Origin of the sequence: Micromonospora sp. NPDC005324, from assembly GCF_040607155.1 — a bacterium.
Lineage (GTDB): Bacteria > Actinomycetota > Actinomycetes > Mycobacteriales > Micromonosporaceae > Micromonospora > Micromonospora trifolii.
The window spans coordinates 110,961-123,879 of record NZ_JBEXGE010000015.1 but is presented as its reverse complement, the minus strand read 5'-3'; the positions used below and the strand labels follow the sequence as shown (position 1 = coordinate 123,879).

The window sequence follows — 12,919 nt, the reverse complement described above, 5'->3', positions numbered from 1 at the left end:
GGGTAACGGTTCGGCAACGGGAGGCGACATTCCGAACAGGACCGTATGAAGTGCCCCATGGATCTCGGTCGTTCTGGTGCGGCCCGGCCCGCCGGCCACCGCCGACCCACGTCTTGGCAGGCCGGCGGATCTGTCGTACGGTGACACGCAAGTAACCCACGGGAGCCCGGTGTACCGGGCTGAGAGGGGGGCTGACAGCCCCCGACCGTTGAACCTGATCCGGGTAATGCCGGCGCAGGGAGGAGCGTTGCCGTGCCGTCCCTGGGGCGATTGCATCTCATCACCGACACCCGAGCGGGTCGCGACCCACTCGCCGTGGTTCGCGCCGCCCTCACCGTGGCCCACGCCGACCTGGTGGTGCAGGTCAGGGTCGAGGATTCCGCCACCGATCGCGAGGCGTACGACCTGACCCGGCGGGTGCTGGCGCTCTGCGCCTCGTACCGGGCGACCTGCCTGGTCAACGACCGGTTGCACGTGGCGCTGGCGGCCGGTGCCGCCGGTGGCCACGTCGGCGCCGACGACCTGCCGGTCGCCGCCGCCCGCCTGGTGCTCGGCCCCACCGGCGTGCTGGGCGCCACCGCCCGCGCGCCGGGCCCGGCGCACGAGGCCGTCGCCGCGGGCGCCAGCTACCTCGGCGTCGGGCCGTGTCACACCACCAGCACCAAGACCGGCCTGCCGGACCCCATCGGGCCCGCCGGGGTACGCGCCGTCGTCGACGCCGTCGACGTCCCGGTCATCGCGATCGGGGGGGTGACCGCCGCCCGGGTGCCGGCGCTGCGGGCCGCCGGGGCGTACGGGGTGGCGGTGGTCGGTGCCGTCTCCGCCGCCGCCGACCCGGCACTGGCTACCGCCGAGCTGATCGAGGCCCTGACGTGCTGACCGGCCGGTCCCCGTCACCGCCGTCGAGCGACCGGGTCCGGCCGGACGTGGCAGTGGTGGGGGCGGGGCCGATCGGGTTGGCGATCGCCTGGCGTTGCGCCGCGCGCGGGCTGCGGGTGGTGGTGCACGATCCGGCGCCCGGCTCGGGCGCGTCGGCGGTGGCCGCCGGCATGCTCTCCCCGGTCGCCGAGGCGTACTTCGGTGAGCGGCAGCTGACCGGGTTGCTGCTGGCGTCCGCGGCCCGCTGGCCGGCGTTCGCCGCCGAGTTGACCGAGACGACCGGAGTCGAGATCGGCTACCGGACCGAGGGCACCCTGATGGTCGGGCTCACCGGCGACGACCTGGCCGAGGCGCGTCGGCTGTGGGCGTACCAGCAGGGGTTGGGCCTGCCCGTGACGCCGCTGCGCCCCAGCGAGCTGCGCGAGCGCGAACCGGCGCTCGCCCCACGGGTGCGCGGCGGCGCGCTCGCGCCCACCGACCACCAGGTCGACCCGCGGCTGCTGGTGCCCGCGCTGCGCACGGCCGCGCAGCGGGCCGGCGCGGTGCTCGCGCCGCAGCCGGTCCGGTCCCTGTCCGACGTGGACGCGCCGGTCACCGTGGTCGCCGCCGGCTGCGGGGCAGCCGCGCTCACCGGCCTGCCCGTGCGGCCGGTGAAGGGCCAGATCCTCCGGCTCCGCGCGCCCGACGGCGTCGCGCCGGGCTTCCGGCACGTGATCCGGGGGTACGCCGACGGCGAGCACGTCTACCTGGTGCCCCGCGCCGACGGTGAGGTGGTGCTCGGCGCGACGGTCGAGGAGCGCTCCGACACCACCGTCACCGCCGGCGCCGTGCAGCGGCTGCTGCGCGCCGGAGTCGACCTGCTGCCCGAACTGGCCGAGTACGACCTGGTCGAGGCGGTCGCCGGGCTGCGCCCGGGCACCCCTGACAACGCGCCGATCCTCGGGCCGCTGCCCGACCGACCGGACGTCCTGGCCGCCACCGGGCATCACCGGCACGGCATCGTGCTCACCCCGATCACCGCCGACCTGATCGCCGACCTGGTGCTCGGCGGCGTACCCGACGCGCTGCTCGCGCCCTTCGGGGCTGACCGCTTCGACGCTGTCGCGGTGGCCGCGTCGGGCGGACCTGAACCGACGATGGAGGGGGACCTGTGGAGTTGACGGTGAACGGGGCCGGGCGCAACGTCGCCGCCGGCGCGTCCGTGGCGGACCTGGTCCGCGACATCGTGGCGCAGCCACGTGGGGTGGCGGTCGCTGTCAACGGCGAGGTGGTGCCCCGTGCCGGCTGGCCGACCCGGGCGCTGCGCGACGGTGACCGGGTCGAGGTGCTCACCGCGGCGCAGGGCGGGTGAGCGGCGTGCCGTTCGAGCTGGGTGGGGAGACCTTCACCTCACGGCTGATCCTCGGTACCGGCGGCGCCGCGAACCTGCACGTCCTGGAGCAGGCGATCCGGGCGTCCGGCACCGAGCTGGTCACTCTGGCGCTGCGTCGGGTGGGCACGGCGCCGGGCTCCACCGGTGGGTTGCTGGAGCTGCTGGACCGGTGCGGCGTACGCCTGCTGCCGAACACCGCCGGGTGCCACACCGCGACCGAGGCGGTGAAGGTGGCCCGGTTGGCCCGGGACGCGTTCGACACCGACTGGGTCAAGTTGGAGGTGATCGGCGACGAGCGGACGCTCCTGCCCGACGGGGTGGAGCTGCTCCGCGCCGCCGAGGAGTTGGTCTCCGACGGCTTCACAGTGCTGCCGTACACCAGCGACGACCCGGTGCTCGCCCGCCGCCTCGCCGACGTGGGCTGCGCCGCGGTGATGCCGGCCGGCTCGCCGATCGGTTCGGGGCTCGGCATCGGCAACCCGCACCACATTCGACTCATCCGGCAGGGTGTGGACGTGCCGGTGATCCTCGACGCCGGCATCGGCACCGCGTCCGACGCGGCGCTGGCCATGGAGCTGGGCTGTGACGGGGTGCTGCTGGCGAGCGCTGTCACCCGGGCGGCCGACCCGGTGGTGATGGCCACAGCGATGCGGTACGCGGTCGAGGCCGGACGTCTGGCGGCCCGGGCCGGCCGGATCGAGCGCCGCTTCCACGCGCTCGCCTCCACTCCTGACGAGGGAAGACCCGAGCTGTGATCCCGCCGTCCGGGGTTGTCGTGTTGACCGACCGGCTCGTTGCGCGGAGCCGGCTCGACCGGGTGGTGGCGGGCGCCGTGGCCGGGGGAGTGCGCTGGGTGGTGCTGCGGGAGAAGGACCTGCCGCGTGCCGAACGCGTCGCCCTCGCCGCCGACCTGCGCGCGATCCTCGCCGACGTCGGCGGGACCCTCGTCGTGGCCGGCCCCGACCCGCTCGGCGGCGACGCCGTGCACCTGCCCGCCGCCGGCCCGTACCCACCGCCAGCCCATGGCCTGGTAGGCCGCTCCTGCCACCACCAACCCGAGCTGAGCCGCCTGACCACCGAGCACTACGCCACCATCTCCCCGGTCTGGCTCACAAAGACAAAACCGGGCTACGGCCCACCCCTGGGACCGGACGGCCTGCGAAAGCTGGTCGAGGCCACCCCCGTGCCACTGCTGGCCCTGGGCGGAGTCGAAACCCCGGAACAGGTAACCGCCTGCGTCCAGGCGGGAGCCGTCGGGGTGGCAGTGCTGGGCGCACTCATGCGAGCCGAAGACCCGTGTGCGGTAGCCGCCACCCTGACGAGCGCTTATGCAGAGGCGGTCACCCCTGTGCTGACCCAAACCCGCGCGGAGGCACCCAGGTCCCCACGACGGGGGCTGCGGCCGACCGTGCCCACGCAGGGATCAAGCCTGACCGCCCGGAGTGGGCACGGTCGGCCGCAGCCCCCAACCGCAACCAAAAGCGAGGGAAAATGACCCCGCGCACCATCCTCACCATTGCCGGCTCGGACTCCGGCGGCGGCGCGGGCATCCAGGCCGACCTCAAGGTCTTCGCCGCACTTGGCGCGTACGGCACCAGCGTCCTCACGGCGGTCACCGCGCAGAACACCAGGGGTGTCGACGCGGTGCTGCCGCTGCCCCCGCGCACTGTCACCGAGCAGTTGGACAGCGTGCTCACCGATTTCACCGTCTGCGCGGTGAAGACGGGGATGCTCGGCACCCCGGCGATCGCGGACGTGGTGGCCGAGGCGGCCCGGGACGGCCGGCTGCCTCAGCTCGTCGTCGACCCGGTGCTGGTCGCCACGAGTGGTCACCGGCTGGGAGTGGTGGGCGCGGTGGAGCGGCTGCTGCCGTACGCCACTGTGGCGACCCCGAACTGCGCGGAGGCCGCAGCGATCACCGGACGCCCGGTGGACGACGTGGCCGCGATGGTCGTCGCCGCCGAGGCCCTGGTGGCCGGCGGCCCGGAGTACGTGGTGGTCACGGGCGGTGACCTGGACGGGGGCGAGGCGGTCGACGTGCTGCACGGCGGCGGCGTCACCACGCTGTTGCGCGCACCCCGGGTGACCACACGGCACACCCACGGCACCGGGTGCTCGTTCTCGGCGGCGATCGCGGTGCGGCTCGGTCTGGGCGATCCGGTGCCGACCGCCGTGGGGGCCGCGAAGGAGTACGTGCTCCGTGCGCTGACCGGCGCGCGGGGCTGGGAGCTGGGCGCGGGGCGCGGACCGCTGAACCACTTCGGCTGGTCCGCTTGATCACCAGGGAGGCTGTCATGCACGCACGAGGCAAGGTGTACGTCGAGGGTTCGCGGCCGGATGTCCGGGTGCCGTTCGCGGAGGTGGGGCTGACCGGGGACCTGCCGCCGGTGCGGCTCTACGACACGTCCGGCCCTGGTTCGGACCCGGAGGTGGGGCTGCCGCCGCTGCGCGGGCCGTGGATCGCCGAGCGGGGTGACGTGGCGCCGGTGCGGGGGGCGGGCACGCCGCTCGCCGGGGTGGACGGTCGCCGGCCCACCCAGCTCGCGTACGCGCGGGCCGGTGTGGTGACGGCGGAGATGGAGTTCGTGGCGATCCGGGAGAACGTCGACCCGGAACTCGTGCGGGCCGAGATCGCCGCCGGTCGGGCGGTGCTCCCGCTCAACGTCAACCACCCGGAGTGCGAGCCGGCGATCATCGGTAAGGCGTTCCTGGTCAAGGTGAACGCCAACATCGGCACCTCGGCGGTCAGCTCGTCGGTCGCGGAGGAGGTGGAGAAGTTGACCTGGGCCACCCGCTGGGGCGCGGACACCGTGATGGACCTGTCCACTGGTAAGCGGATCCACGAGACTCGTGAGGCGATCGTGCGGAACTCGCCGGTCCCGATTGGAACGGTGCCGATCTACCAGGCGTTGGAGAAGGTCGGCGGCGACCCGGTGAAGTTGAGCTGGGAGGTGTTCCGGGAGACCGTGATCGAGCAGGCCGAGCAGGGCGTGGACTACATGACCGTGCACGCCGGGGTGCTCCTGCCGTACGTGCCGCTGGCAGTGGACCGGGTGACCGGGATCGTGTCCCGGGGCGGTTCGATCATGGCGGCGTGGTGCCTGGCGCATCACGAGGAGAACTTCCTCTACACCAACTTCGAGGAGCTGTGCGCGCTGCTCGCGCGCTACGACGTGACGTTCTCCCTCGGTGACGGCCTGCGCCCCGGTTCGATCGCCGACGCCAACGACGAGGCGCAGTTCGCCGAGCTGCGCACCCTCGGTGAGCTGACGAAGGTCGCCTGGGCGTACGACGTCCAGGTGATGATCGAGGGCCCCGGTCACGTGCCGATGCACAAGATCAAGGAGAACGTGGACCTTCAGCAGGAGTGGTGCCACGAGGCGCCCTTCTACACGCTCGGTCCGCTGACCACCGACATCGCGCCCGCGTACGACCACATCACCTCGGCGATCGGCGCCGCGATGATCGGCATGTTCGGCACCGCGATGCTCTGCTACGTCACGCCGAAGGAGCACCTCGGCCTGCCGGACCGCGACGACGTGAAGGCGGGCGTGATCGCGTACAAGATCGCGGCACACGCGGCGGACCTGGCCAAGGGGCACCCCGGCGCGCAGGCCTGGGACGACGCCCTGTCGAAGGCGCGGTTCGAGTTCCGCTGGGAAGATCAGTTCAACCTGTCGCTGGACCCGGAGACCGCTCGGTCGTACCACGACGCGACCCTGCCCGCGGAGCCGGCGAAGACCGCGCACTTCTGCTCGATGTGTGGCCCGAAGTTCTGCTCCATGAAGATCACCCAAGAGCTCAAGGAGTACGCGGCGCGCGGCATGAAGGACAAGTCGGAGGAGTTCGTCTCCGGCGGGAGCCGGGTCTACCTACCGCTCGCCTGACCCACCCCGTGAGTCATCCCGGGGCGCCGTCCGGCGTCGCGGGGCGTTCGACTCGGCTTCATTGATGTCGGGGTGTCTGGCAGCTCGGGACAGCCCGGTTTCAATGAACCCGAGTCGATCAAGCGGCGATCGGTCGGTGCGTCTGCTCGCTGCGCGGCGGGTCAGTCGCGGTGGTGTCGACCGGTGGAGCGCAACGACCGGCGGCCGTTCTCCTGCTCGGGCTCGTTGTCCGACACCGGCTTGCTCAGACCGGCGACCCAGTCGACGAACTCCTCGTCCTGGGTCGCCAGCGGCTCGGCGGCGTCCGACGTCTTCGGGCTCTCCTCGTCGGCGCGGGACCGGTTGCGGCGGAACAGCCCGCCGAGTCGCCCTCGCCGGGAGGGCTGCTCCGCCACCTTCGGGGGCGTCGGCGTTGCCGACGCGGCGTCAGCGGGCGTCAGATCGCCGGTGCCGGCACCGGCACCGGCGGCGGTGGCGCTGTCGGCGGTGGCGGCGCTGATGGTGGCGGAGTCGGAGGGCGCGCCCAGCGTCCCCGGGAACTCCGTCGGAGCCGGGTGTTCGGCCGGAATGGCGGTCTCGCTGGCGTCGGTCGGCGCTGTCCGTGCCGTCGAGCTGTCCGGCGATCCCGTGCCGCGGCGCCGAGAGGTGTCGAATGCGTTCCAGGTGCCGGCCCGGCTCAGGTCCGGCAACGGTGCCCGATGGCGGGGCCTGGGCGTCGGCCCGGTCGGCTCGTCGGGATTGCTCGACGACTCAGATGTGGTTGCCTCCGGCTCGGAGGCCTGCGGTGGCACCGTCCACGTCGGGGTGACCGGCCAGGCCGACGGCGCGGGCGTCCACCGGTCCGCGTCCGGGTCACTGGCGGCGGTGGCCCCGAACAGCCCGGCGGTGGGAACGTCCTCGGCGGCGGGCCGCGCGCTGTCGGTGCCACGAGCCCCGGCGATTGCAGAACCGCTTGTCGCGTCGGCCGGTGCTGCCGTGCTGCCCGTGCCGGCCTTCGGGACGCGCGCTGTGGCTTCCGCACCAACCTGGCCGGCCGCGGTGGTCGGCGCCGCCGTTGCTGGCGTCGCGCCGTTTGCGGTGGTCGGTGCTGGCGTCACGGTGGTCGGGGTCTGTGTGGCGTCGGTTGCCGTGGTCGGGGACTCCGGGTCGGCCGGTACCTGCGTCGCGCCCGTTGCGGCGGTCGTCGAGGCGGCTGGCGGTCGCTTCGAGCCGGTGACGGGGGTGGCCGGTGCCCGCTTCGCGCCGGCAGCGGTGGTCCGGGCTGCCGCTGCCGTGCCGGCGGCAGCAGCCGAGGGGACGTCGGAGGTCGAGCTCGACCGCTCACCCAGGCTTCCCCGGCTGGACGACGGAGTCATGGTGGCCGCGTCGGAGCCGGTGCTGTCGGCGGACCTGCCCGGCCGGGTGCCCTTCGTGGCGCGGCCGGTGGTCGTCTCGGGGGCGGGCGTCGCGTCGGTGGTCGTTGCGTCGGTGGTCGTTGCGTCGGTGGTCGTTGCGTTGGTGGTCGTCGCGTTGGTGGTCGTCTCGCTGGTGGTTGCCGAGCCGGCAGAGGATGTGTCGTCAGCCACGTCGGAGGCGGTGGCGTCCGGGTTGGCCTTCGGCTTACGGCTACGTCGCGGCTTGATCGTCGGCGGTGCCTCGGGCGTGTCCTGGCCGGCCGTGCCTGCGCTGGTCGCCTGCGTGCTGCCCATGCCCGTGCTGCCCGTGCCCGCGCTGCTCGTGCCCGCGCTGCTCGTGCCCGCGCTGCTCGTGCCCGCGCTGCTCGTGCCCGCGCTGCCCGCGCTGGTCGCGGCTGCGCTGGTCCGGGCGGTGCTGCCGGTCGCGGGGCTGGGCGCGTCCGAGCTGGTCGGAGCGCTGGTCGCGGCCGCGCTGGTCGTGCCGGAATCCTGTGCACCCGTGCTGCTCGGGGTGGCGGCGGACCTGCGGGTGGTGCGCCCATCGGTCGGCCCGCCGCTGGTCGCCGTGCTGCCGCTCGTGCCCGTCGCCGTGCTGCCGGTCAGCGTGTCGGCCGCTCGGCCGCCCGTCGGGGTCGCGGCGTCGACGCGTCCGGCCGTGGTGCCGGTCGCGGAGGCGTCGGTGACCTTGCTGACGTCGGTGCTGGCCGAGGGTTCGGTCGTGGCCGGGACATCATCGTGACGCGGGAGCGTCTGCCCTGCGGCGCTGAACTCACCGGTCGGCGCGGTCAGCCAGGCCGCCGGCCGGGTCGGGGCGGCGGGAGTCGGGGCCGCGGAAGAAGCAGTGGCGGGAGCCGGACCGTGCTGTCCGCTCGCTGTGGTCTCCGGCCAGTCCCAGTGGGCCGGGACGGTGCGTACGGAATCGGGGTCGCCCGCCGCCCACGGACCCGCGACGACGCCGCCGGGCTGCGCGGTGGCCAGCTCGGCGTTTGTCGTCTCCGTGTCGGTGCGCTCGGCGCTGTCCCGGTCGTTCGCCGCGCTGGGCAGCGCCGGGCCGGCGGGCAGCGGGCGCAGGATGGCGGTGGGCTCGATGGCCTGCGGATCGGCCGCACGGGTGCCCGTCGGCCAGCGCAGCAGCGCGGCGGCGGCCGCGCCGAGTGCTCCGGCGAGGATCGCGATCAACGAGCCGTAGTAGGGGGCGGCCTGGTAGCGGTCCACAGCGTCGCCCGGACCGGCGGTCAGGTAGGCGAACGCCACCAGCACCGGACCGGCCACCCCGGTGGCCCCGCTGACCAGTGGCGCCTGGCCCCGCCAGCGAGCCAGCCCCGCGGTCGCCGCGCCGGCCAGCAGCGCCACGATGGGCAGCAGGAGCAGCGCCAGCCGCTGTGCGGCGGCGTCGTCGAGCCAGCTCGGCTCCAGTACGCCGAGCCGGACGGTCGGCAGTGGGCCGACAGTGCCGAGCGACGGTAGGACGGAGATCAGCGCCAGCAGCCAGACCGCGCCGGCCACGGCCGCCATGTTCCAGCCCAGCTCGGGCCGGAACAGGACGGCGATCGCGGCCCCCGCCCCGATCACCGCACCGACCATGGCGCAGATGCCCACAGCCCAGACCGGGTCGACGGAGATCAACTCCGCGGCACGGGCGGGCTGCATGCAGAGCGGGGCGATGACTGTGGCGCCGAGCGCCGCCGCACCACCGACCGCCAACTGTCGGCCGGTGCTGGCCGGCGGAGTGTCGCGGCGAGCGAGGCGTCCGGTCAGGACGGCGCCGGCGACGGCTGCGTTCGCGGCGAACCAGCCCACCCAGACGAGCTGGGCCGGCCACTGGTTGACGGTCGTACCGGTGAATGCGCCGGTCAGGCGGACGATGCCGAAACCGTACGCGACGCCGAGCTGGCCGGCTCCGGCCAGCACGCTCACCCCGAGCGCCGTGAGCAGCAGTCTGCCCCAGGTCCGAAAGGCCATGTCCGGCACGTTACGCACCCGGTACACCCGATTGCCACCGGCGCGCCGCGCGGCACGCCGGTGGCCATCGGCGGGTCTACTTGAGCTCGACCAGCCGGGCCAGGTAAGTCGTATCCCCGACATTGGTCAGCATGTGCACCGCGCCCGGGTCCCGGTAGACCACTCCGCCGGTGGGCTCGTCGGCGTCGATCCGGGTGCCGTCGATGGTCTGTACGACGTTCTTGGCGCCCTCGATCGCCACCACCAGATAGGGGTGGTCGTGCCGGTGCAGCGGCTGCCGCTCGCCCGGTTCGAGGCGGATGTGCCAGACCCGGACCCGGTCGTTCTCGTACACGATCTCCTGACCCACCGGTCCGAGTTCGGTTCCGTCGATCACGTCGGTCATCGTGCTCCGTCCAGTTGGGGCAGCACCTCGGCGGCGATCAGCTCAAGGTGGTCGAGATCATCGAAGTCGACAAGGCGTAGGTGGACCCGGGTGGTGCCGATCGCGGCGAACTCACCGATCCGCTGCGCGAGCTGCGCGGGGGAGCCGACCACCGGGTCCTCCGGTGGCAGCGCGCTCTTCTCGTGCAGGGGTGCGGCCCGACGCTGGGCCTCCGCGTCGGTCCGGCCGATGGCGACGACGATTCCGGCGGAGAGCACCAACGGGTCGCGCCCGGACTCCGTCCGTCCGGTGCGCTCGCACGCCTCGCGCACCCGGTCGTACGCCTCGGCGGTGGCCGCCACGGACTTGAACGGCATGTTGAACTCGGTGGCGTACCGGGCGGCCAGTTCGGGGGTGCGCTTGGGACCGCGCCCGCCGACGATGATCGGCGGGCCGGGCACCTGCACCGGCTTGGGCAGGGCGGGCGCGTCCACCAGCCGGTAGTGGTCGCCGGTGAAGCTGTAGGTCTCGCCGGACGGGGTTCCCCACAACCCGGTGATCACCTCCAGCTGCTCGGCCAACCGGTCGAAGCGCTCGCCGACCGCCGGGAACGGGATGCCGTACGAGGTGTGCTCGCGCTCGTACCAGCCGGCGCCGATGCCGAGGTCGACCCGGCCACCGCTCATCTGGTCGACCTGCGCGACCATCACGGCGAGGGGGCCGGGCAGACGGAACGTGGCCGACGTCACCAGCGTGCCGAGTCGGATCCGCTCGGTTTCCCGGGCCAGCGCGGCGAGGGTCAGCCAGGCGTCCGTGGGGCCGGGCAGGCCCGGGTCGGCGCCCATCGACTGGTAGTGGTCGGCGCGGAGGAAGCCCTCGTATCCGCAGGTCTCGACCAGCCGGGCGAACCGGAGCTGGGTGTCGTAGCTGGCGCCACGGTTCGGCTCGGTGAAGACCGACACCCGCATGGTCAGTGTCCTTCCGCGCCGGCGGTGGCCGGCTGCTCGCGTTCCATCAGCAGTTCGTGCAGGTCGGCACTGACCTGGGCGACGTCGGCCAGGTGGGCGTTGCGGCCCAGGGTGCGGGGCCGGGGGATGTTGACGTCGACGACCTTGCGGATCCGGCCGGGGCGGGGGCTCAGCACGACCACCCGGTCGGCGAGCAGCACCGCCTCGTCGATCGAGTGGGTGACGAAGACGATTGTCGGCTTGTTCTCCATGTGCACCCGCTGGAGTTCGCCGGAGAGTTCCTCGCGGGTGAGCGCGTCCAGCGCGGAGAACGGCTCGTCCATCAGCATCACCCGGGGCTCACCGATCAACGACCGGCACAGCGACACCCGCTGCTGCATGCCGCCGGAGAGCTCGTGCGGCAGCCGCTTCTCGAAGCCGGCCAACCCGGCCACGTCGAGCAGTTGCCGGGCCCGCTCCCGGTGCTTGGCGCGGCCCCAGCCGAAGATCTCCACCGGCAGCAGGACGTTGTCCAGCACTGTGCGCCAGGGCAGCAGCGCCGGCTTCTGGAACAGCATGGCGATGTCCTGGCGGGGGCGGGCGATCGGCGTACCGGCGACGGTGATCTCGCCGGCGCTCAGCGGGAGCAGCCCGGCGATCAGCCGCAGCAGTGTGGACTTGCCGCAGCCGGACCGGCCGAGCACGGCGACGAACTCGCCCTCGGCGACGTCGAGGTCGATGCCGCGCAGCGCCTCCACCCGGCCGGATCGGCCTTCGAAGGTACGGGACACCCCGGACAGTCGGATCATCTCCGGCGTACCTCCGCTGAGTCGACGGTCAGGAATCCGACAAAGGCTAGCCGCCCTGTCGAGGTATGGCACCGGCTGGGGTGGTCGTCAGGTTGTTTCCGTTCCGCAACCCGATACGCCTGGCGTCACAACTGTGGGTTTCTCGTACGCTGTGCCCGCGAAGAGTCCCCTCACGACGGCGGCGCCCGGCTTCCACCCCTCCCGCCGGCCCGTCACGACAACCCCCTCCGGTGGCCTGTCGGCCCCGGTCGGAAAGGACATGGTGCACTGATGAGAAGGCTGACCCGTACGGTCGCTACGGCCGCGCTGGCCACCGCCCTCGCCCTTGTCTCCGCCTGCAGCAGCGGGTCGGATTCGGCCGGCGATGCCAAGGGCGGCGACGGCAAGACGCCGGATAAGGTGACCTACCTCACCTCGTTCGGTAACTTCGGCCGTGACTCCTACGCCTGGGTGGCGAAGGACAAGGGCTTCTTCAAGGAAGCCGGCTTCGACGTCGAGATCAAGGCTGGTCAGGGCACCGGTGGCGTGATCCAGACCGTCGTCGGCGGCCAGGCCGACTTCGGCCCGATCGACCTCACCGGCGGTCTGCTCCAGCTCGGCAACGGCCAGGCCAAGGACTTCACCGCGGTGGCCGCGATCCAGCAGCGCACCATGGCGGGCATCGCCACCGTCGAGGGCAAGAACATCAGCTCGCCGAAGGACCTGGAGGGCAAGAAGCTCGCCGACACTCCCGGGTCCGTGGTCCGCAACCTCTTCCCGACGTACGCCCGGCTCGCCGGTGTGGACGCGACCAAGGTGACCTGGGTCAACGGTGAGGCGCAGAACCTGATCAGCACGCTGGCCACCGGCCAGGTGGACGGCATCGGCCAGTTCGTCGTCGGTCAGCCGACCATCGAGGCGGTGGCCAAGAAGAAGGCAGTCATGCTGCCGTACAGCAACGTGATGCAGGACCTCTACGGCAACGTGCTGATCACCTCCTCGAAGACCGCCAAGGAGAAGCCCGAGATGGTGAAGCGGTTCACCGCGGCGCTGCTCAAGGGCCTGGAGTACAGCCTGGCCAACCCCAAGGAGGCCGGCGAGATCCTGAAGAAGAACGTCGAGACCGCCAACCCGGTCGCCGCCGCCGCCGAGCTGGAGCTGATGGCCGCGTACGTCCGTTCCGGCAACACCGGCACCGCGATCGGCACCCTGGACAGCGGTCGGGTCGCCAAGAGCATCGCCATCCTGCAGGGCGCCGGCGCGCTGAAGCAGAACATCACCCCCGAGCAGATCATCGACTTCAGCCTCGCGCCGAAGGCCTGATCG

The 12,919-nt window shown here is 72.9% G+C and carries 12 protein-coding genes and 1 riboswitch; of the genes, 8 read left to right on the top strand and 4 right to left on the bottom strand.

Features of this window, described 5'->3' with window-relative positions; translation table 11 throughout:
• The first annotated feature begins 148 nt into the window (after positions 1–148).
• Positions 149–258, top strand: a riboswitch (TPP riboswitch).
• The 7 genes from thiE (at position 253) to thiC (ending at position 6,138) form a co-directional block, all read left to right on the top strand.
• The gene (gene thiE, locus ABZS40_RS17745) at positions 253–879 is read left to right on the top strand and encodes a thiamine phosphate synthase (protein ID WP_354944316.1); all 627 of its coding nucleotides are present in this window, start codon (positions 253–255) and stop codon (positions 877–879) included. Its footprint overlaps the riboswitch before it by 6 nt.
• Positions 876–2,039: a glycine oxidase ThiO gene (gene thiO / locus ABZS40_RS17740; RefSeq protein WP_354944343.1), complete on the top strand. Its 1,164-nt coding sequence runs from the start codon at positions 876–878 to the stop codon at positions 2,037–2,039. The genes thiE and thiO overlap by 4 nt, the downstream gene beginning before the upstream one ends.
• Complete coding sequence (gene thiS / locus ABZS40_RS17735) at positions 2,030–2,230, top strand: sulfur carrier protein ThiS (protein WP_354944315.1); 201 nt, start codon at positions 2,030–2,032, stop codon at positions 2,228–2,230. The genes thiO and thiS overlap by 10 nt, the downstream gene beginning before the upstream one ends.
• Positions 2,227–3,006: a thiazole synthase gene (locus ABZS40_RS17730; RefSeq protein WP_354944314.1), complete on the top strand. Its 780-nt coding sequence runs from the start codon at positions 2,227–2,229 to the stop codon at positions 3,004–3,006. Before thiS ends, ABZS40_RS17730 begins: the two co-directional genes overlap by 4 nt.
• Entirely contained in the window at positions 3,003–3,746 is a 744-nt protein-coding gene (locus ABZS40_RS17725; RefSeq protein ID WP_354944313.1) for a thiamine phosphate synthase, read from the top strand. The genes ABZS40_RS17730 and ABZS40_RS17725 overlap by 4 nt, the downstream gene beginning before the upstream one ends.
• Entirely contained in the window at positions 3,743–4,528 is a 786-nt protein-coding gene (gene thiD, locus ABZS40_RS17720; RefSeq protein ID WP_354944312.1) for a bifunctional hydroxymethylpyrimidine kinase/phosphomethylpyrimidine kinase, read from the top strand. Before ABZS40_RS17725 ends, thiD begins: the two co-directional genes overlap by 4 nt.
• Before the next feature lie 17 nt (positions 4,529–4,545).
• Positions 4,546–6,138 carry a phosphomethylpyrimidine synthase ThiC gene (gene thiC / locus ABZS40_RS17715; RefSeq protein ID WP_354944311.1) on the top strand — a complete coding sequence of 531 codons (1,593 nt, stop codon included), beginning with the start codon at positions 4,546–4,548 and terminating at the stop codon, positions 6,136–6,138.
• A gap of 161 nt (positions 6,139–6,299) precedes the next feature.
• Here thiC and ABZS40_RS17710 read toward each other — a convergent pair whose 3' ends face one another.
• From ABZS40_RS17710 to ABZS40_RS17695, 4 genes are all read right to left on the bottom strand, one after another.
• A complete protein-coding gene (locus ABZS40_RS17710) occupies positions 6,300–9,494 on the bottom strand; it encodes a hypothetical protein (protein WP_354944310.1) in 3,195 nt (1,064 codons plus the stop codon).
• A gap of 76 nt (positions 9,495–9,570) precedes the next feature.
• A complete protein-coding gene (locus ABZS40_RS17705; protein ID WP_007465195.1) occupies positions 9,571–9,879 on the bottom strand; it encodes a cupin in 309 nt (102 codons plus the stop codon).
• On the bottom strand, positions 9,876–10,826 hold the full coding sequence (locus ABZS40_RS17700; RefSeq protein ID WP_354944309.1) for an LLM class F420-dependent oxidoreductase: 951 nt from the start codon (positions 10,824–10,826) through the stop codon (positions 9,876–9,878). Before ABZS40_RS17700 ends, ABZS40_RS17705 begins: the two co-directional genes overlap by 4 nt.
• 2 nt (positions 10,827–10,828) lie before the next feature.
• On the bottom strand, positions 10,829–11,614 hold the full coding sequence (locus tag ABZS40_RS17695) for an ABC transporter ATP-binding protein (protein ID WP_354944308.1): 786 nt from the start codon (positions 11,612–11,614) through the stop codon (positions 10,829–10,831).
• Positions 11,615–11,884: 270 nt separating this feature from the next.
• On the opposite strand from ABZS40_RS17695, the gene ABZS40_RS17690 reads away from it, so the two are divergent.
• Positions 11,885–12,916: an ABC transporter substrate-binding protein gene (locus tag ABZS40_RS17690; protein WP_354944307.1), complete on the top strand. Its 1,032-nt coding sequence runs from the start codon at positions 11,885–11,887 to the stop codon at positions 12,914–12,916.
• The last annotated feature ends 3 nt before the right edge of the window (positions 12,917–12,919 follow it).

Excerpts from the sequence above, each read along its gene's own strand:
- thiC (WP_354944311.1), top strand. The coding sequence starts at position 4,546 with ATGCACGCACGAGGCAAGGTGTACGTCGAGGGTTCGCGGCCGGATGTC.
- ABZS40_RS17705 (WP_007465195.1), bottom strand. The coding sequence starts at position 9,879 with ATGACCGACGTGATCGACGGAACCGAACTCGGACCGGTGGGTCAGGAG.
- ABZS40_RS17695 (WP_354944308.1), bottom strand. The coding sequence starts at position 11,614 with ATGATCCGACTGTCCGGGGTGTCCCGTACCTTCGAAGGCCGATCCGGC.
- ABZS40_RS17710 (WP_354944310.1), bottom strand. The coding sequence starts at position 9,494 with ATGGCCTTTCGGACCTGGGGCAGACTGCTGCTCACGGCGCTCGGGGTG.
- ABZS40_RS17700 (WP_354944309.1), bottom strand. The coding sequence starts at position 10,826 with ATGCGGGTGTCGGTCTTCACCGAGCCGAACCGTGGCGCCAGCTACGAC.
- ABZS40_RS17690 (WP_354944307.1), top strand. The coding sequence starts at position 11,885 with ATGAGAAGGCTGACCCGTACGGTCGCTACGGCCGCGCTGGCCACCGCC.
- thiD (WP_354944312.1), top strand. The coding sequence starts at position 3,743 with ATGACCCCGCGCACCATCCTCACCATTGCCGGCTCGGACTCCGGCGGC.